Annotated in this window: 21 protein-coding genes; 8 read left to right on the plus strand and 13 right to left on the minus strand. The window is 63.6% G+C overall.

What is annotated here, in order from left to right; all coding sequences use genetic code 11:
* The first annotated feature begins 351 nt into the window (after positions 1–351).
* Positions 352–1,386 carry an aspartate-semialdehyde dehydrogenase gene (locus AC0NIH_RS04535; RefSeq protein ID WP_013892196.1) on the plus strand — a complete coding sequence of 345 codons (1,035 nt, stop codon included), beginning with the start codon at positions 352–354 and terminating at the stop codon, positions 1,384–1,386.
* A 340-nt stretch (positions 1,387–1,726) separates the two neighbouring features.
* Here the strand turns inward: AC0NIH_RS04535 and AC0NIH_RS04540 are convergent, their stop codons facing one another.
* A complete protein-coding gene (locus AC0NIH_RS04540) occupies positions 1,727–2,134 on the minus strand; it encodes an ACT domain-containing protein (RefSeq protein ID WP_473460777.1) in 408 nt (135 codons plus the stop codon).
* A gap of 348 nt (positions 2,135–2,482) precedes the next feature.
* On the opposite strand from AC0NIH_RS04540, the gene AC0NIH_RS04545 reads away from it, so the two are divergent.
* The gene (locus AC0NIH_RS04545; protein ID WP_224689593.1) at positions 2,483–2,746 is read left to right on the plus strand and encodes a YMGG-like glycine zipper-containing protein; all 264 of its coding nucleotides are present in this window, start codon (positions 2,483–2,485) and stop codon (positions 2,744–2,746) included.
* Positions 2,747–2,815: 69 nt separating this feature from the next.
* Here the strand turns inward: AC0NIH_RS04545 and rpsP are convergent, their stop codons facing one another.
* From rpsP to AC0NIH_RS04570, 5 genes are all read right to left on the minus strand, one after another.
* Positions 2,816–3,217 carry a 30S ribosomal protein S16 gene (gene rpsP / locus AC0NIH_RS04550; RefSeq protein WP_010912392.1) on the minus strand — a complete coding sequence of 134 codons (402 nt, stop codon included), beginning with the start codon at positions 3,215–3,217 and terminating at the stop codon, positions 2,816–2,818.
* Positions 3,218–3,285: 68 nt separating this feature from the next.
* Positions 3,286–3,627: a chorismate mutase gene (locus tag AC0NIH_RS04555; RefSeq protein ID WP_023768383.1), complete on the minus strand. Its 342-nt coding sequence runs from the start codon at positions 3,625–3,627 to the stop codon at positions 3,286–3,288.
* 7 nt (positions 3,628–3,634) lie between these two features.
* On the minus strand, positions 3,635–5,239 hold the full coding sequence (gene ffh / locus AC0NIH_RS04560) for a signal recognition particle protein (protein ID WP_023768384.1): 1,605 nt from the start codon (positions 5,237–5,239) through the stop codon (positions 3,635–3,637).
* 477 nt (positions 5,240–5,716) lie between these two features.
* Positions 5,717–6,319 (minus strand): DUF1236 domain-containing protein, encoded by a 603-nt coding sequence (locus tag AC0NIH_RS04565; protein WP_473460781.1) that lies wholly within the window; start codon positions 6,317–6,319, stop codon positions 5,717–5,719.
* Positions 6,320–6,382: 63 nt separating this feature from the next.
* On the minus strand, positions 6,383–7,480 hold the full coding sequence (locus AC0NIH_RS04570) for a zinc-binding metallopeptidase family protein (protein WP_287271984.1): 1,098 nt from the start codon (positions 7,478–7,480) through the stop codon (positions 6,383–6,385).
* 299 nt (positions 7,481–7,779) lie between these two features.
* Here AC0NIH_RS04570 and AC0NIH_RS04575 point away from each other — a divergent pair, with 299 nt between their 5' ends.
* A complete protein-coding gene (locus AC0NIH_RS04575) occupies positions 7,780–8,577 on the plus strand; it encodes a lytic murein transglycosylase (protein ID WP_023778930.1) in 798 nt (265 codons plus the stop codon).
* A gap of 85 nt (positions 8,578–8,662) precedes the next feature.
* Here AC0NIH_RS04575 and AC0NIH_RS04580 read toward each other — a convergent pair whose 3' ends face one another.
* The 3 genes from AC0NIH_RS04580 to AC0NIH_RS04590 form a co-directional block, all read right to left on the minus strand.
* Entirely contained in the window at positions 8,663–9,142 is a 480-nt protein-coding gene (locus tag AC0NIH_RS04580; protein WP_473460784.1) for a hypothetical protein, read from the minus strand.
* 70 nt (positions 9,143–9,212) lie between these two features.
* Entirely contained in the window at positions 9,213–9,797 is a 585-nt protein-coding gene (locus tag AC0NIH_RS04585; protein ID WP_249491025.1) for a hypothetical protein, read from the minus strand.
* A 172-nt stretch (positions 9,798–9,969) separates the two neighbouring features.
* Positions 9,970–11,193, minus strand: a complete 1,224-nt coding sequence (locus AC0NIH_RS04590) for an argininosuccinate synthase (RefSeq protein ID WP_473460785.1) — start codon at positions 11,191–11,193, stop codon at positions 9,970–9,972.
* A gap of 80 nt (positions 11,194–11,273) precedes the next feature.
* Between AC0NIH_RS04590 and AC0NIH_RS04595 the strand changes: the two genes are divergently transcribed.
* From AC0NIH_RS04595 to AC0NIH_RS04605, 3 genes are all read left to right on the plus strand, one after another.
* Positions 11,274–11,399, plus strand: a complete 126-nt coding sequence (locus tag AC0NIH_RS04595) for a hypothetical protein (protein ID WP_473460787.1) — start codon at positions 11,274–11,276, stop codon at positions 11,397–11,399.
* A 108-nt stretch (positions 11,400–11,507) separates the two neighbouring features.
* Positions 11,508–12,149, plus strand: coding sequence for a LysE family translocator (locus tag AC0NIH_RS04600; RefSeq protein ID WP_473460789.1), 642 nt, complete (start codon positions 11,508–11,510; stop codon positions 12,147–12,149).
* Positions 12,150–12,248: 99 nt separating this feature from the next.
* Positions 12,249–12,929: an outer membrane protein gene (locus AC0NIH_RS04605; RefSeq protein WP_473460791.1), complete on the plus strand. Its 681-nt coding sequence runs from the start codon at positions 12,249–12,251 to the stop codon at positions 12,927–12,929.
* A gap of 7 nt (positions 12,930–12,936) precedes the next feature.
* Here the strand turns inward: AC0NIH_RS04605 and AC0NIH_RS04610 are convergent, their stop codons facing one another.
* The 4 genes from AC0NIH_RS04610 to rlmN all read right to left on the minus strand — a co-directional run bounded on the left by AC0NIH_RS04610 (position 12,937) and on the right by rlmN (position 15,818).
* Complete coding sequence (locus AC0NIH_RS04610) at positions 12,937–13,494, minus strand: GNAT family N-acetyltransferase (RefSeq protein ID WP_473460793.1); 558 nt, start codon at positions 13,492–13,494, stop codon at positions 12,937–12,939.
* A gap of 157 nt (positions 13,495–13,651) precedes the next feature.
* Positions 13,652–14,140 carry a hypothetical protein gene (locus AC0NIH_RS04615; protein WP_023768398.1) on the minus strand — a complete coding sequence of 163 codons (489 nt, stop codon included), beginning with the start codon at positions 14,138–14,140 and terminating at the stop codon, positions 13,652–13,654.
* Positions 14,140–14,586: a hypothetical protein gene (locus AC0NIH_RS04620; protein WP_023768399.1), complete on the minus strand. Its 447-nt coding sequence runs from the start codon at positions 14,584–14,586 to the stop codon at positions 14,140–14,142. The genes AC0NIH_RS04615 and AC0NIH_RS04620 overlap by 1 nt, the downstream gene beginning before the upstream one ends.
* Positions 14,583–15,818 (minus strand): dual-specificity RNA methyltransferase RlmN, encoded by a 1,236-nt coding sequence (gene rlmN / locus AC0NIH_RS04625; protein ID WP_473460796.1) that lies wholly within the window; start codon positions 15,816–15,818, stop codon positions 14,583–14,585. Before rlmN ends, AC0NIH_RS04620 begins: the two co-directional genes overlap by 4 nt.
* A gap of 348 nt (positions 15,819–16,166) precedes the next feature.
* Between rlmN and AC0NIH_RS04630 the strand changes: the two genes are divergently transcribed.
* Together AC0NIH_RS04630 and AC0NIH_RS04635 are read left to right on the plus strand one after the other, a co-directional pair.
* Positions 16,167–16,466 (plus strand): hypothetical protein, encoded by a 300-nt coding sequence (locus AC0NIH_RS04630; protein WP_023768401.1) that lies wholly within the window; start codon positions 16,167–16,169, stop codon positions 16,464–16,466.
* 99 nt (positions 16,467–16,565) lie between these two features.
* The gene (locus AC0NIH_RS04635) at positions 16,566–17,918 is read left to right on the plus strand and encodes a chloride channel protein (RefSeq protein ID WP_224690089.1); all 1,353 of its coding nucleotides are present in this window, start codon (positions 16,566–16,568) and stop codon (positions 17,916–17,918) included.
* The last annotated feature ends 2 nt before the right edge of the window (positions 17,919–17,920 follow it).

The raw sequence follows: 17,920 nt of genomic DNA on the forward strand, positions 1-17,920 counted from the left end.
CGTACTTCCTGCCGCCGCTCTTGTACAGGGCAAGCGGCACCGGCCTTCCCCCTCGCCCGATTGACTCCTGATACAAACCGCGTAAAAGCCGGCTTCGAACGGGATTGTTTTCGATGCGCGGCCTTCTGACGGCTCTTCTTGCATTCGACGCCCCCAGCCACAATGTAAGGCATTGGGCTGGGCGCTCGGACGCGTCCGTCCGTTCCAGCAAAACCATGGCCAAAACCACCACCAAAACGGTGTGATTCCCTTGGCCTAACCACCCTCTCCCGGGTTCGGCCCGGGGGACGGAACCCGCATCGGCCGGCGGGTTTTCTCCAAAAACCAAGCGGAGAGGGACAGGAGATTTCGATGAGTTTCAAGGTTGCAGTCGTCGGCGCCACGGGCAATGTGGGTCGGGAAATGCTCAACATACTGGAAGAGCGCGGCTTTCCGGTAAGCGAAGTCGTGGCGCTCGCCTCGCGGCGCAGCCAGGGCACGGAAGTGTCGTTCGGCGACCGCACGCTGAAGGTCAGGACGCTCGACCAGTATGATTTTTCCGACACCGACATCTGCATCATGTCGGCCGGCGGCAACGTCTCCAAGGAATGGTCGCCGAAGATCGGCAAGCAGGGCTGCGTGGTCATCGATAATTCGTCGGCCTTCCGCTACGACCAGGACGTGCCGCTGATCGTGCCGGAAGTGAACCCGGACGCGATCTCGCTGTTCACGCGCAAGAACATCATCGCCAACCCGAACTGCTCGACGGCACAGCTGGTCGTGGCGCTGAAGCCGCTGCACGATGCCGCCACCATCAAGCGGGTCGTCGTCGCCACTTATCAATCAGTATCCGGCGCCGGCAAGGAAGGCATGGACGAGCTGTTCACGCAGACGCGCGCGGTGTTCGTCGCCGACCAGGTCGACGTCAAGAAGTTCACCAAGCGCATCGCCTTCAACGTCATCCCGCATATCGACGTCTTCCTCGACGACGGCTTCACCAAGGAAGAGTGGAAGATGGTGGCCGAGACCAAGAAGATGCTCGACCCCAAGATCAAGCTGACCGCGACCTGCGTGCGCGTGCCGGTATTCATCGGCCATTCGGAAGCGGTCAACATCGAGTTCGAGAAGCCGATCACCGCCGACGAGGCGCGCGATATCCTGCGCGATGCTCCCGGCTGCCAGGTTTTGGACAAGCGCGAGGACGGCGGCTACATCACGCCGCTGGAATCGGCCGGCGAAGACGCCACCTTCATCTCGCGCATCCGCGAGGATTCGACCGTCGACAACGGCCTGTCGATGTGGATCGTCTCCGACAATCTGCGCAAGGGCGCGGCGCTCAACGCGGTGCAGATCGCCGAACTGCTGGTCGAGCGCGGCCTGATCCAGCCGAAGAAGAAGGCGGCCTGACGGCTCTTTGGTTATCGCTCACGGGCCGCACCGCCGCTTGCGCGGCTGGCCCTCCGCAGGGGCGCCGGACGACCGGCGGCCCGCAGTCGCGGGCTCGGCCTTCGGCCGATTGGTGTTAGATTTGCGAAGGCATTGATGAAGGCCAATCTCCCCCCTCGTGGGGGAGATGTCCGGCAGGACAGAGGGGGGCGCTGTCCCTCTGTCTCTCAAATCGATCTCGGCTGTGCTCACCGACCCTTTTACTGGGCAAATGAAGGAGGTTGGCATTCCTTCACGCCCCCCTCTGCCCTACCGGGCATCTCCCCCACGAGGGGGGAGATCGGCAGCTTTGGCCGCCGCGCTAAACTCTGTTCTCCTTGGCCAATTGCATCAGCAGCTCCATTGCCTCCTCGGCCCGCTCCGCCGGCACGAACAGGTGATCGTGGTAGAAAGCCGAGACCGGATTGACGCCCATGCCGGCAGTTGCCAGCCGCGTGGTGATGGCGGCGAGGAAGCCGACTGCTTCCAGCGATGAGTGGATGTTCAGCGTGATCATCCGGCAGCGGAACGAGGCGGCCAGCCCGGCGGCACGGGCCGCCGCCTCGGTCACGATCAGCGTCATGCCCTCGCGCTCGCGGAATATCATGAGCGGTTCGAGGCCTTCCGGCCGGGGAATTCCAGGCGCCAGCGTGGCGAAGACATAAATGCCATCCAGCAATTCCGGCGTCATCGATGCCAGCAATGTTTTCAGATCGGTTTCGCCGGTCATTTGTTCCTCACCTGGATGCATCCATAGCCGCGAGCGTTGAATGCCGATAGTCGCGATGTGAGGCTGGAGGGACAGCACCCCCCTTTGCCTGGGCATTTCCCCCGCAAGCGAGGGGAGATCGGATGTCGCTTCTGCTTTCGCCAATAGCCAATTTCGCTGATTGGCTGGGATTTTCGACGTCGGCCTCGCCATCTGGAGCGCGAAACCGAGGCATGACCGGCGCGGCACGCTACCGCTTGTTCGAGCAGGCGGCGTCGCGATCTTTGTTCTCCTCGGGATCAAATTAGCCGTCTGAGAGTTAAGAACCAGGCGGCGAGACGGCGATCCGCGTGTGAGAGGAACGAAAAGATGAGAAAAATCTTGACCATTCTGGTGTTGGCGACGGCGCTCGGCGCATGTTCGCAGACGGAAAAAGGCGCTGCCGTGGGTGGCCTTGGCGGTGCCGCGGTCGGTGCCGCGGTTGCGGGCGATCCGGTGCAGGGCGCGGTTGTCGGGGGCGCGGTCGGTGCCGTGGCCGGCGCACTGATCGGCCATGCCAGCGAAAGCGGCCAGTGCCGATACCGTGACCGCTATGGTCGGGTCTATGTCGACCGCTGCCCGAGCGGCTATTGATCGCCTCAGGGCTGAGATCAAAACGGCGGGCACAGGCCCGCCGTTTCGTCGATGCGATGAAGCAATATTTTACTCGGCGGTGGCGGCTTCCGCTTCGGCAGGAGCCGCGGCAGCGGCCGCGACGGCGGCAGCGGCGTCTTCCTGCGCCTTCTTCAGCAGGGCGGCGCGCTCCTGCGCCTTCTTGCCCGGCTCGGCCTTCTTCGGGTTGGAGCGGGCATCGCGCTTGGCGAGGCCGGCCTCGTCGAGGAAGCGCAGCACGCGGTCGGTCGGCTGGGCGCCATGCGACAGCCAATGCTTGACGCGGTCGGCGTCGACCTTGACGCGCTCGCCGTCCTTGGGCAGCAGCGGGTTCCACGAGCCGAGCGACTCGATGAACCGGCCGTCGCGTGGCGAACGGGCGTCGGCAACGACGACGTGGTAGTAAGGACGCTTCTTCGAGCCCGCACGGGCCAGTCTGATCTTCAGTGCCATTTCTTTTCTCCTAAAAGCTCTGATTTCGTTTGATTGGATTTCAACTGAGATTTCTCAGCCGGTTTTCGTCACGCCGTTGGCAGCGGATTTTTTGTCCCGCCGCTGCTCGAAGCGGCGATCTGTTCGTGGTGCCGGATCACTTCGCGGACGACGAAGTTGAGGAATTTCTCCGCGAAATCGGGGTCGAGATGTGCGTCATGCGCCAGCTGGCGAAGACGGGCGATCTGCTGCTGCTCGCGCGCCGGATCGGCCGGCGGCAAGCCATGCTCGGCCTTCAGCACGCCGACCGCCTTGGTGCAGCGGAAGCGCTCGGCCAACATGTGGATGAGGGCGGCATCGATGTTGTCGATCGAGGCGCGGTAGCCGGCCAGGATGGTGCGTGCGTCGGCCATGTCTTTTTCTTCGTTCATAGCGCCCTCACTTCTTCTTGCCGAGGCCGGGCAGCCCGCCGCCGCCGAGGCCCGGAAGCCCCGGAAGCTTCATGCCGCCGGGCAGGCCGGGCAGGCCACTACCTCCAGGAAGACCGCCGGGAAGGCCCTTCATGCCGCCAAGGCCCGCGGCCTGCGCCTGCTTCTGCAAGGCTTCAAGCTGCTTGGGGTCCATCTTGGAAAGGTCGGGCATGCCGCCCATCATCCCCCCGGGGCCGCCGGGCATCATGCCGCCAAGGCCCATCTTGGAGGCAAGGCCACCCATCATGCCGCGCATCAGGCCGCCGCCTTTGCCCTTGCCGCCCATCGCCTTCATCATGTCGGCCATGCCGCGATGCATCTTCAGGAGCTTGTTGATCTCGGCCGCGTCGGTGCCGGAGCCGGCGGCAATGCGCTTCTTGCGCGAGTGCTTGAGCATATCGGGATTGGCGCGCTCGGCCTTGGTCATCGAGGAGATGATGGCGAGCTGGCGGCCGAACATCTTGTCGTCGAGGCCGGCGGCGGCCATCTGGTCCTTCATCTTGCCCATGCCCGGCATCATGCCCATGATGCCGCCCATGCCACCCATCTTCGACATCTGCTGAAGCTGCTGGGCGAGATCGTTCAGGTCGAACTTGCCCGACTGCATCTTTTTGGCCATCGCCGCCGCCTGCTCGGCGTCGATGTTCTCGGCGGCCTTCTCGACCAGGCTGACGATGTCGCCCATGCCGAGGATGCGGTCGGCGATGCGCTTGGGGTGGAATTCCTCCAGCCCGTCCATCTTTTCGCCGGTACCGATCAGCTTGATCGGCTTGCCGGTGACGGCGCGCATCGAAAGTGCGGCGCCGCCGCGGCCGTCGCCGTCCATGCGGGTCAGCACAAGGCCGGTGATGCCGACGCGTTCGTCGAAGCTTTTCGCCAGGTTGACGGCGTCCTGGCCGGTCAGCGAATCCGCGACCAGCAGGATCTCGTGCGGGCTCGACACCTTCTTGATGTCGGCCATCTCGACCATCAACGGCTCGTCTATATGGGTGCGGCCGGCGGTGTCGAGGATGACAACGTCATGGCCGCCGAGCTTGGCCGCCTGGACGGCGCGCTTGGCGATGTCGACGGGGTTCTGGCCGGCAATGACCGGCAGCGTCGCCACCTTGACCTGCTCGCCGAGCTGACGCAGCTGCTCCTGCGCCGCGGGCCGCCGCGTGTCGAGCGAGGCCATCAGGACTTTCTTGTTCTGGCGCTCGGTCAGCCGCTTGGCGATCTTGGCCGAAGTGGTCGTCTTGCCGGAGCCCTGCAGGCCGACCATCATGACGACGACGGGCGCCGGCGCATTGAGGTCGATGGCCACGCCTTCGGCGCCCAGCATGTCGACCAGCTCGTCATGGACGATCTTGACGACCATTTGGCCGGGCTTGATCGACTTCAGCACGGCGGCGCCGACGGCCTTCTCGCGCACCTTGTCGGTGAAGGTGCGCACCACTTCGAGCGCCACGTCGGCCTCGAGCAGCGCACGGCGCACCTCGCGCAGCGCCGCCGAGACATCAGCCTCCGACAGCGCGCCGCGGCCGGTCAGGCCGTTCAGGATGGAGCCAAGACGCTCCTGCAGGGACTCAAACATTGGTCAACTCGCCGCGCGAGAGCGCCTTGGATTCATAGCAATCCCTGTCGGGCCGATGGCCCTCCACGCCTCTTGTGCGCTCCTGTAGCGATTCAAACATCGATCGTCCTTCAATCTCGGTTCGGGTTCGATCCGAGAAGTAATGCGTTCGCGCCAAGTGTCCAAGTCTCGTGGCGAGCAAAGCCCAAAACCAAAAAGCACCCGGGGGCGCTCAGCGCTGCCGGATGTTGGCCTCCAGGATCTGTTTACAGCACTTGGCCTCAAAGAGGCTTCGGCGTCCTGGTCGGCTTGCTCGGAGGGATACTCGTCGCGGAATTCGAGGCGTGTAGACAGGAAATCGGCCGAAGAGTCAAGGCAAGGGCTGCAATTGCGTCAGGTCCGCGCTGCCCCTCATCCGCCTGCCGGCATCCTCTCCCCGTATAGAGACGGGGAGAAGGGAGCAGTCGCAGCGGCCGCTTCGGCGACCGCTGGTCTTTATCAACGCACCACGTACATGATGCGTCGCGTCTGCGGATCGACCAGGGTCGGCTGGCCGTTCACATAGACATAGCGGTAGTTATAGTCCGGGATTTCGCGCAGTTCGACGGTGTCGGGCAAGGTTGCCCCGGTCACCACCTCGCCATCCAGATAGACGGGGTCGAGGCGATGCGTATCGACATAGGTGCGGACTTCGGCCGGTGGCCGCGGGATGGCATCGACCGGCTCGCCGGCGACGATCGCTCCGGTATAATCGGTCGAGTAGTCGCCGATGTCTTCCGGCGGCGAGACGACGGCGACGCTGGAGCCGTGCGGGCGCTGCGTCAGCACCACCCGGCTGCCGCCGAAATCGGCCGTCACATAGTCGGAATAGACCCAGCCCTGGCCGCCGGCTTCGGCGATGGTGCACCATTTGCTGTTTTCGATGCAGCCATTGAGCGTTGCCGACTGGCCGGCGGCGAGCACGCCGATGACCGGATATTGCGGCCCGGGGCCGGCGCGAACGTTGAGATCGGTGACCGCCGAGACGGCGGTATCGGCAAGTGCTGAACCCGACATCACGGTCAGCATCCCGGCGACCGCGGGAAACAATACGGATTTCATGATTTCTCTCCGTTTTCATGGTCCCTCGGCGGTGAAAACGGCGCAGCGGCGTATGCGTTCCGGCTAAAACGCCTGCATCAACTCACGATTTGTTCCCGGTTCTTTCGGCAAACCGGTCAGAAGGTCGTGAACGAAGGTGAGTTTCCGCGCCGTGACGTCCGAAATGACGAAGGGGTAGAGGTCGGGCAGGCCCATGCAGCGGTTGATCGAGTTGGAGGCTTCCGACAGCACCAGCCAGCGGGCAAGGATCTTGTCGAAGGGCTCGGGCGTGTTTGCGGGTTCCGAAGGTGCTGCCTGCAGTTCGCCGCCGGTGTCGCCTCGCGGCAGATCGTTGGCTTCCACTGTCTCGAGCCGGCCGAGCGGGAAGTTCAGCGCATGGACCATCTCCAGCGTGTCGGTGATGTGCAGATGGTGGGCCCAGGTTTCGGCCCAGTCCTCCCACGGATGCGAGGTGGCATAGGCCGAGATGTGGTTCTGCTGCCAGTCGGGAGGCGCGCCGTTGGCATAGTAGGTCTTCAGCGCCTGTTCGTAATCGGCGCGTTCATCGCCGAACAAAGCGCGGAAGGCTTCCAGCCTTTGCGGATCGTCGCGGATCAGGCGGTCCCAGTAATAATGGCCGAGTTCATGGCGGAAATGGCCGAGCAGCGTGCGGTAATTCTCACCCATCTCGACGCGGCGCTTTTCGCGCTCGGCGGAATCGGCCTCCGCGACATTGAGCGTGATCAGGCCATTGTCGTGGCCGGTAAGGATCCGTTCGCCGCCGGGGCCGCCGCCGATCGGATCGGCGAGGAAGTCGAAGGCGAGGCCTATCTCGTCGGTGGGGGCCTGCTTGGGCGCGACCGGCAGGCCGAAGGCGAGCAGCGAATAGATGGCGCGCTTCTTGGCCGCCTCGACCCGGATCCAGCGGCGGCGATTGCCGTCGACCGAGAGATCGGGGATCAGCTGGTTCAGCACGCAGGCACGGCAAAAAGCCTGTCCGGGTTCGGTCATCCAGTTGCAGGCGCACTCGTCGGCGTTGGTGCACTGGAAGGCGCCGTCGGCGCCCGACAAGGCAAATCGGGCATGGGCGGGATCATAGAGCACGAGACTCCCGCAATTCAGGCACCGGGCGTTCTCGAAGTAGAGACGGTGGCCGCAATGCGGGCAGTCGAAAAGTTTCATGTCGGTCTCAATCGTCGGATCAGGGGGAAGGACGTCGTTCAAACGCCGATCATCAGGCGTCGTTCCCGACCGTGACACCATTCAGCAACATGGTGGAAGGATCGGCGGGGTTTCGGCCGCGCCCGCCACAATAATCACTTGATCGTAGGCAAATTCCACGGCATTCGCCAGCATTGCGGTAGAGACAGTGACAAGAGGACGTCCGAGACAGCGACAAAGGGCGCGTCTGGGACAGTGACAAGAGCATGTTTCGCTGGCAAATTCGCGCGGGACGTGAATCAGGCAACCAGGAGAACAACATGGCATTTCTTGCCAAGGGTAGGATTTTAGCGGCCACCGTAGTGGCGGTACTTGCGCTGGCAACGGGCGCGCAGGCAGCATCCAGCTGCGGCAAGACCGGTGCCGGCTTCGAGGCCTGGAAACAGGATTTTGCCGCGGACGCCAAGGCCGAAGGTGTCGGCTCGAAGGGTCTGGCCGCCTTGGCCGGCGCGACCTACGCAACCAGGACGATCTCCGCCGACCGTGCAATCCACAAGGCTTTCAGCGGCTCGGTGGAAGCCTTCATGAAACGCCGTGGCGGGGCCGCGATCATTTCCAAGGGCCGTGCGCTGAAGAAGTCGAACGCCGCGCTGTTCAACCAGATCGAGCGGAACTACGGCGTGTCGCCGGGCGTGTTGCTCGCCATCTGGGGTATGGAAACCGGCTTCGGTGCCTCCATGGGCAACCAGAACACGGTCTCCGCCATTTTGACGCTGGCCTATGATTGCCGCCGCCCGGACTATTTTCACCCGCATGCCATTGCGGCCTTGAAGCTGGTCGATCGCGGAGCGCTGAGCGCCTCGTCGGTCGGCGCCATGCATGGCGAGGTCGGCCACACGCAGTTCCTGCCTGGAAATGTCCTGAAGTATGCGGTCGGCAGCGGGAACCTGCGTGACAAGGCCACGGCGCTCGCTTCCACCGCCAACTTCCTCAAAGGCCACGGCTGGCGCGCCGGCGCGGGCGCAAACGCGAATATGGGCGCGATTGCCGGCTGGAATTCCGCGAGCGTCTATCAACAGGCCATCGCCCAAATCGCCACGGCGATCGACGCCGACTGATAGAAATCTCTATTCGGCAAAAGCCCGGCCATGGCCGGGCTTTTTTGTTGATGGGAGCGGCAAACACGGCTTCAGCGTCTGGAGGCTACTTCACGTCGAGCGCGTAGGAGCAGCCAGCCAGCGCCTTGCCGGGGTGGGATTCGACGGTCGCGACGTTGAGCGTGATGCGCGTGGCAAGTCTCACGCCGCCGCTGTCCTCGGTGCTTTCGGCCACGACCTTCTCGCCCAGGAATTTGTCCGGGGTCGAGACCGCCGCCGGGACGTTGAGCTGGCGGGCGAGATCCGCTGCGGCGATGCCGTCAAGCACGGCCATCGGTCCGGTTGCGGTAAAGGCGATTGTCACCGTCTCGCGTCCGAAGACATGGACCGGAGCAGGCAGTTGATACTGCCGCAGGAAGGGATTGCCCGATGCAACCTCTTTCCAGCCAAGCGTATCCGCCGCCCTACGCTCGCCGGCCAGCCACAGGCCAAAGCTGTTGTAGTTCGGCACGTCTGCCCGGCATTCGAGGAGTGCGGCGAGGTCGAGCGAGGCGGGATCATAGTCGCCGGCTTTGGCAACAGCCAAATTCGCCAGGATAGCCACCGCCGGCAGGAAACAGTTTCCAGGAATGGCCGAGCGCCTAGACACATCACACTCAATAATGCGCGTAGCCGCTCAACGGGCATTTTTGGGAGGCGGGAACCCGGAAGGTGCCGTCAATACCGCTGCAGTTACGGAATCTAGGGTTTTGCGGCGGCGGGGCAACCGTCCTTCGCTTGCCCTCGATGACCGTCGGGACTCCGGAATTCTGCGCGTAGCCGCTCGAAGGGCATTTCTGGGAAGCGGGAACCTGGAAGGCGCCGTCAATGCCGCTGCAGTTACGGAAGTTGGGTGACCGCGGCGCCTGGGCTTGCGCGGGCGCAGCCGCCTTTGCTTTGCCCTTGAGGACCATCCAGATTTCGGTCGGCTGGTCGAGCTGAAGCCTGTTTATGTCGGAATAGCTGATGCGGCCGCTGCGTATCCCATCGGCAATGCGCTGGCAAAACAGGGCGGGCATGCGCTCTTGCGAGACGCCCATGAACAAAGCCATGTCATGCTTGAACGTAAGGTCCCGTGTGCGAGCGGAGGCGACGCATTCGTTCATCTCCGCCTTCGGGTCACGCTTGGCGCCTGCCTGTGAGGACTGGCACACCGTCAAGACGACGATCAAGCCAAGCAGAAGAGAAATACTATTCTTCACTGTCAAACCCCCTAAACCCGCAAGTGAACTTAGATGATACCGCCAAAAGGTCAAACAGGAACCGAGTCCAGGCGGCTTGATTTTGTTTATATTAGAGGCGCCAAATAAAACCCGACGTCTCCGTCGGGTTTCTTAGGCGTAGTTGGCAAAGCGCCAGGCCGTTGTCCGGATATCAGCCCTTGCGGTTGCGTGCGGCCAGCGTGCGCAGTCTGAGCGCATTGAGGCGGATGAAGCCGGCGGCGTCCTTCTGGTCGTAGGCGCCGCGGTCGTCCTCGAAGGTGACCAGCGCGTCGGAATAGAGCGTCTTCCTGGACTTGCGGCCAGTGACCATGACGTTGCCCTTGTAGAGCTTCAGCCGCACCGTGCCTTCGACGTCTTCCTGGCTCTTGTCGATCATCGCCTGCAGCATCAGGCGCTCGGGCGCGAACCAGAAGCCATTGTAGATGAGTTCGGCGTAGCGCGGCATGAACTCGTCCTTGAGGTGGGCAGCACCCCGGTCGAGCGTGATCGATTCGATGGCGCGGTGCGCGACGATGAGAATGGCGCCGCCGGGCGTCTCATAGACGCCGCGCGATTTCATGCCGACGAAGCGGTTCTCGACCAGGTCGAGCCGGCCGATGCCGTTGTCGCGGCCGAGATCGTTGAGTGCCGCCAGCATGGTTGCCGGCGACAGCTTCTTGCCATTGAGCGCGATCGGATCGCCCTTCAGGAACTCGATCTCGATCTCGGTGACCTTGTCGGGCGCATCCATCGGCGAAACGGTGCGCTGGTGGACGAATTCCGGCGGCTCCACCCAAGGGTCCTCCAGCACCTTGCCCTCGGAGGAGGAGTGCAAGAGGTTGGCGTCGACGGAGAAAGGTGCCTCGCCCCTCTTGTCCTTGGCCACCGGGATCTGGTGCTGCTCGGCGAAATTGATCAGGTCGGTGCGCGACTTGAACGACCAGTCGCGCCACGGCGCGATGACCTTGATGTCGGGGTTCAGCGCGTAGGCCGAAAGCTCGAAGCGAACCTGGTCGTTGCCCTTGCCGGTGGCGCCATGCGCGATCGCATCGGCGCCGGTCTCCCTGGCGATCTCGACGAGGTGCTTGGAGATCAGCGGACGCGCGATCGAGGTGCCGAGCAGGTAGGTGCCTTCATAGACGGTGTTGGCGCGGAACATCGGGAACACGAAGTCGGACACGAATTCCTCGCGCACGTCGACGACGCGGATGTCCTTGATGCCCATCATCTCGGCTTTCTTGCGCGCCGGCTCCAGCTCGCCGCCCTGGCCGAGATCGGCGGTGAAGGTAACGACCTCCGCGCCGAGCTCGGTCTGCAGCCATTTCAGGATGATGGATGTGTCGAGGCCGCCGGAATAGGCGAGCACGACCTTCTTGACGTCTTTGGTCTTGGACATTTCTGCTCCGTCGATGGCGGACACTTGGGCGTCACGCATTGTCGGAGCGCCTTTTAGCAGGAACGGCAAAGCGAGCAAGCATGCGCGGCGCCAGACTGCTGATCCAGCGCGTGGCGGCTGGCGTTTCTGAAACTCTTCGCGATTTGGAATGGATCGTCAGCCTGATCGATGCACGTGAGGAAGCTCCGAAGCGTCCGGCCACCTAAAAGAAAGGTCCTTGCCGCTCGAGGGTGCCCGCCGGAGATGCACTAACTAGCCATCTGGCGCCGGCGCGACGCGTCTTGTATAGGCCCCAGGTTCTCCCGGAGCCTTCCATGTCCTTCATTCCAGACACCACCACGCTGATCCAGTTCGCCATCGCCACGGTCATCCTGGCGATCACGCCTGGACCCGACATGACGCTGTTCGTCTCGCGCACGCTGAGCCAGGGGCGGGCCACCGGCTTTGCCTCTATGGCCGGCGCGCTGTGCGGCACGCTGATCCACACCACGCTGGTGGTGGTCGGCATCTCGGCGCTGATCGTCGCCTCGCCGATGGCTTTCTTCGGGCTGAAGATCTTTGGTGCCGGCTATCTCGTCTTCCTGGCCTGGCAGGCGATCGCCAAGGGCTCGGCCTTCTCGCCGGAAAAGAAGACGGGCCCGCGGATCTCGCTGTTGCGCAGCTGGGCGGCGGGGCTCGGCGTCAACCTGCTCAATCCGAAGATCATCCTGTTCTTCATGACCTTCCTGCCGCAATTCGTCTCCGCGCACGACCCGAACGCGCCAGGAAAGCTGTTTTTCCTTGGGCTCATGTTCATCGTGCTGTCGATCCCGGTGACGGCGCCGATGGTGCTGGCGGCGGAAAAGTTCTCGGCGGCGATGAAAGCCAGCCCGCGGGTCACGCGGGTGGTCGACTATCTCTTCGCCGGCGTGTTCTCCGCCTTCGCGCTCAAGATCCTGACGGCGCACGCGAAATAGGCTTTCCCGTTACCGCAAATTTACCGGCGCTGTTGCATTGTTGCAATTGTAGGCTCCGTTGCGCTCGCCTAAGAACCGCTAGGGCACTTGGGGAAATCAATGAAAAGCATACTTTTGGCATCTGTCGCCTTGATCGGGCTGGTCTGCGAGGCCAGCGCGCAGGACGCGGCTTACAACTGGTCGGGGTCTTATATCGGTGTCGAGGGCGGCTATGCCGGCTCTTCGGTCCGCTTCAATGCCGACGCGACCAGCTTCGACGACACCTACCACAAGGATGGTTATCTCGGCGGCATCTACGCCGGGCATGACTGGCAAAGCGGACAATTCGTCTATGGCGTAGTCGGTGATTTCGATTTCATCGGCATGCACGACACGGAATTCGGCCAGCTTGACCTTCTAGGCAAGGGCGAGACCTACACCTACGACGTCGACTGGGTTGCGACCGCGCGCGGCCGCGCCGGCTATGCGGTGACGGACGGTTTGCTGGCTTATGTGACCGGTGGCGTGGCGGCTGGGCATTTTCAGGCGACATCCTATTCAAACGTCTTCGTTCCGTTTCCTCCGTTTTCCTCGGCGTCGACCTCGGACTTCTCCGGCGTGAAGTTCGGTGGCGTGTTCGGCCTTGGCACCGAATATGCGCTGGCTGACAAGTGGTCGCTGAAGTCGGAATATCTCCACTACATATTCGACGAGATCGAGCCGGGGCCGGGCGGTACGGCCGGCGCGAGTTTCCGGCCGTCTCTCGACACAGTGAAATTCGGTATAGCGTATCGCTTCTAAGGGTAAGCTAGGCGGGAAGACCGGGTCCGGCGAAGGGGCGGATCAATCCGGCCGCCTCGGCCATCTTTGCACGCTCTTCATACTCTTCGAGCGTCAGCGCATAGAGCATCTGGTCGATGCGTTTGCCGGTGCGGCCATCGATGCGGTGCGACCGCAAGGTGCCTTCGAGCCGCAAGCCGGATCGCTCGCAGACGGCGATGGCCGCTTGATTGCGCGCCAGTGGCTGGAATGTAACCTTCTCCAGTTTGCGCTCGCGAAAGAAATGCCGGAGCAACACGATCGACGCCTCGAACGCCATGTTGCGGCCGCGGTTGTCCGGATCGCCGATGATCAAATGGAGCGAGCCGAGGCGGTGCCTCAGGTCAACCTCCATCACGGCCAGGCCTAGCGGCACGTCATCGGGCCGTCGCAGGATCGCCATCAGGTTTCGCTTCAGATTGTCGAAGCTCGCGGCATAGGCGCGGAAAGCGTCGAGACCCATGGCTTTCTGCGGCGCGTTCAGCCCTTCCATGACAGCCGGATCGGTCAGCCATTCCGTGATCTCAGGCGTGACCTCGGACGGCACGAGCGTTCGGATGCGAGCCTTGTCGCTCCACCTGTCGACAAAGACCGGCTTCAGTCGCTGTGCCGCAAGAGGTGTAACAAGCGGTGGGAGTGGCGACCTTGCGCCCTGCTGCGGCATTTTTGGCATCGCCTAGTCATGCGAAAGCAAGCGGTCGGGGTCAAGAGCGCCGATCGAGATCAGGCGCCTGAAAGCTTCGCGTGGCCATTTGCCACCAGCTTCCCGCCCAGCGCCCGGCGGCGAGCCAGTAGAAGATGCCGCCGACCATGCCGCTGCCGATCACCGCCATGATGGCGCTGGTGCCGGTCACCGCGAAGGTGGTGTCACCGATGTGGTCGACAATGCCGAGGAACACGGCCGCGACAACGGCGCCCGCCAGCGCATAGAACAGCCAGTCGCGCCGGCCGAGGATTTCGGCAACCAGGACGACGACCGCCGCCGGCATGAAAGCGAAATAGGCGACGAACAGGGCGACGAAGGGAATCGAGAAATACAGCGAAGCCGTCGCCGCCGGATGCGCCTGTTCCGGCGTGTAGCCGAGCGATGCCAGGAACAGGACGTTGAGAAAAGCGCTCGCCGCCAGCGAGGCGACGGCATAGCCGAACAGGATGACGGCAAGGCGCACGATGTAGGTGACCAGGCGGCCCATCACGGATCCCGCTGCTTGAGCTGACCGGACCCACGCCCAGCCAGAAGCCAGTAGACCCAACCGGCAGCGGTGCCGGCGGTGGCCAGGAAACCGAGGAAGCCAGGATTGAAAACAAATCCTCCCGCCGAGCCCGGGACCAAAACACCAAAGGCGATGGACGTGATCGCACCCGTGGCCGCGAAGTAGAACCATCCCTGAAGCGATCGCCATTCGGCGAGAACGATGGCAGGGCCGACGACCAGCAGCGCGCAGACGGCCACGGTCAACACGGCGAGCGGAAAGGACCCCAGCCAGTCGAAGGTGAAAACCAGGGACCAGTTGCCGTATTCGATCCCTTCCAGAAGCGTGATCAGCAGGACTGGCACCAGGATGGAGGTCAGCACGGCGGCGACATAACCGACCGCTATGATGGCGAAACGCTTGAGCCCGGCGACGAGACGGTTCACGCCTCGCCGTGCCCCGCGATCATCATGGCTTCCAGCGCCAGCCGGTCGACCTTGCGCATGCGCTCCGATTCCGACTTTAGCTGGCCGCAGGCGGCAAGGATGTCGCGGCCGCGCGGCGTGCGGATCGGCGAGGCATAGCCGGCATTGTTTATGTAGTCGGCGAATTTCTCGATCGTCTCCCAGTCCGAGCACTGGTAATTGGTGCCCGGCCATGGATTGAACGGGATCAGGTTGATCTTGGCCGGAATGCCCTTGAGCAGCTTGATCAGGCCCTTGGCGTCCTCGATGGAATCGTTGACGTCCTTCAGCATCACATATTCGAAGGTGATGCGCCTGGCGTTCGACAGGCCGGGATAGGCGCGGCAGGCGGCGATCAGCTCCTTGAGCGGATACTTCTTGTTGATCGGCACCAGCAGGTCGCGCAGATCGTCATTGGTGGCGTGCAGCGAGATCGCCAGCATGACGCCGATCTCCTCGCCGGTGCGAAAGATCTCGGGCACGACGCCGGAGGTCGACAGTGTGATGCGTCTTTTCGACAAGGAAAGCCCGTCACCGTCGGAGGCGATCAGCAGCGCCTTCTTGACCGCTTCGAAATTGTAGAGCGGCTCGCCCATGCCCATCATGACGATGTTGGACACTTTGCGGCCCTCGGCCGGCACGATGGCGCCGTCGGGCGTATCGCGGTCGGGAAAATCGCCGAGCCGGTCGCGGGCAGTGAGCAATTGCGCCAGGATTTCCTCGGCAGCCAGGTTGCGGACAAGCTTCTGCGTGCCGGTGTGGCAAAATGAGCAGGTCAGCGTGCACCCAACCTGCGAGGAGATGCAGAGCGTGCCGCGGCCTTCCTCGGGGATGTAGACGGTCTCGATCTCGACCGGCCGGCCGGCGCCGCGCGGCGGGAAGCGGAACAGCCATTTGCGGGTGCCGTCGGCGGAAATCTGCTCCTCGACGATTTCGGGCCGCGCCACGGTGAAATGCTTGTCCAGTTCGGCGCGCAGGTCCTTGGAGATGTTGAACATGCCGGCGAAGTCGGAAACGCCGCGCACATACATCCAGTGCCAGAGCTGCTGGGCGCGCATTTTTGCCTGGCGTTGCGGCACGATGCCCGAAGCGACCAGCGCCTCGCCGAGCTCGGCCCGGGTCAGGCCGATCAGCGACGGTTTTTCGGCCGACGAGGCGCGGGCGCGCAACGCGTCACGGGCGCCTTCAGCGGTGAGGTCGAATGAAAGGGTCATGGTTTCACAGATATAAGCGGTTTGCGGCCAATGTTCAGACATCGTGCCGGACGTGAAGCGCGGCGCATAGCACAGGTTGAGGGCGGAGTCATGCCGGATGGCACACAACGCCTTCGTGCCGGCGGGGTCTCGATCGTGAAGGTTCTGGTCGACGGACGAACCCATGGGGCTGACCCGAGCACTCACGGACCACCCGGTCTGACGCACGACAACGCCCGCTACGCCGGCCTTGCGGCCGCTTCCGGTGCGCTGGGACCGATCACATTGTCGTGTTGGCGTAACGATTCCCATGCCGGCTTCGAAGTCTGAAAGGGGCAACCATGCCCTCGACAAATGGGAGTATGCACAATGAACTCGATCAAGATCGCCGTCCTTGCAGGGCTCGTCGGCCTTTTCGCCTCGCAGGCACTTGCCGAAGATGCGATGGGCAAAATGACCATGATGAAAGGCGGGGAGGTGACGGCGATCATGCCGGACGGGCACATGGGCACCATGATGCCGGATGCGAAGATGGGTGCCGAGATGATGAAGATGGCAAAGCCGATCAAGCATTGCATGATGATGATGACCGACGCCAAGGGCAAAGCCTACATGATCGATACGTCGACCAAGAAGGCCCAGGCCGAATGTGAAAAAATGGCCATGTGAGGCCTGGATCCGTAGCGACTTGTCCCGTCGGCGCACGCGCCGGCGGGCTTGATCGGCGCCATGTCTGTGCTAGGGCTCAGACTCCATCCGAGGACAGACATGGCCGGCCAATCGCGAAAATATCCCCTGTTGCGGCGCTCGCGCGCGATGTGGGGCTCGCGGCGCGTCTGGCAGCCGCGGCTGGTGTTCTGGGCCGGCGCCGTCGGCATCGGCGTGATCAGCGTCCTGTTCGCGGTGCTGGCCGACAGGGCGCAGGAACTGTTCCATCTGATAACGGGCAGCGAGGACGGCTGGCGTTTCTATCTGCCGCTCATCCTCACGCCGCTGGGCTTCGTGCTGTGCGCCTGGCTGGCCCACAGCTTCTTCCCCGGCTCGCAAGGCAGCGGCATTCCGCAGGCGATCGCCGCCCGGCACCTGCGCGACGACGACGACCGCAGCCACATCCTCTCGCTCAAGCTGGTGGCGGGCAAGATCGCGCTCACCATCGTCGGCCTGTTCTGCGGCGCTTCGATCGGCCGCGAGGGGCCGACTGTGCAGGTCGGCGCCTCGCTGATGCTGCAGGCGGCGCGCTGGGGCGGCATGGCGCAGGCGCGCGGCCTGATCCTGGCCGGCTCGGCGGCCGGCATCGCCGCCGCCTTCAACACGCCGCTGGCCGGCATCGTTTTCGCCATCGAGGAAATGGGGCGCACCTATGAGGCGCGCACCAATGGGCTGGTGCTGACTGCGGTGATCCTGGCCGGCATCGCCTCGCTCGGCCTGCTCGGCAACTACACCTATTTCGGCGTCTCGAAGGAGACGATCGCGTTTGCCGCCGATTGGCCGCTGGTGATCGCCTGCGGCGTCATCGGCGGCGGCTTCGGCGCGCTGTTCTCGCTGCTGGCGCTGAAGATAACGCGACGGATCCGGCGCTGGCACACAGGGCAACCCCTGCAGCGCGCCTTGCTGGTGGCCGCCGTCTGCGGGCTTGCCGTTGCGGCGATCGGCATCGCCTCGGGCGGGCTGACCTTCGGCACCGGCTATGTGCAGGCGCGCGGCGCCGTCGAGGGTACGCCGCTGCCCTGGTTCTTTTTCGCCGAAAAGTTCCTGGCCGGGCTGCTGTCGATGGTCTCGGGCATTCCCGGCGGCATCTTCGCGCCATCGCTGGCGGTCGGCGCCGGCATCGGCAGTTCGCTCGGCCTCGTCCTCGGCGCCAGCACCGGTGCGGCGGCTCTGCTCGGCATGGCCGGTTATTTCGCCGGCGTCGTGCAGGCGCCGATGACGGCTTTCGTGATCATCCTGGAAATGACCGGCAATCACGACAACGTCATCGCGCTGATGCTGGCCTCGATGCTGGGCTATGGCACGGCGCGCATGATCTCGCACGAGCCGCTCTATCACGCGCTGTCGCGCGTCTTCATCGCCGAGGCGATCCGGCGGCGGCGGGCGGAAGCCGCGCCGGCCCCGCAGGACTGAGC

It is taken from the genome of Mesorhizobium sp. WSM1386 (genome assembly GCF_055901595.1).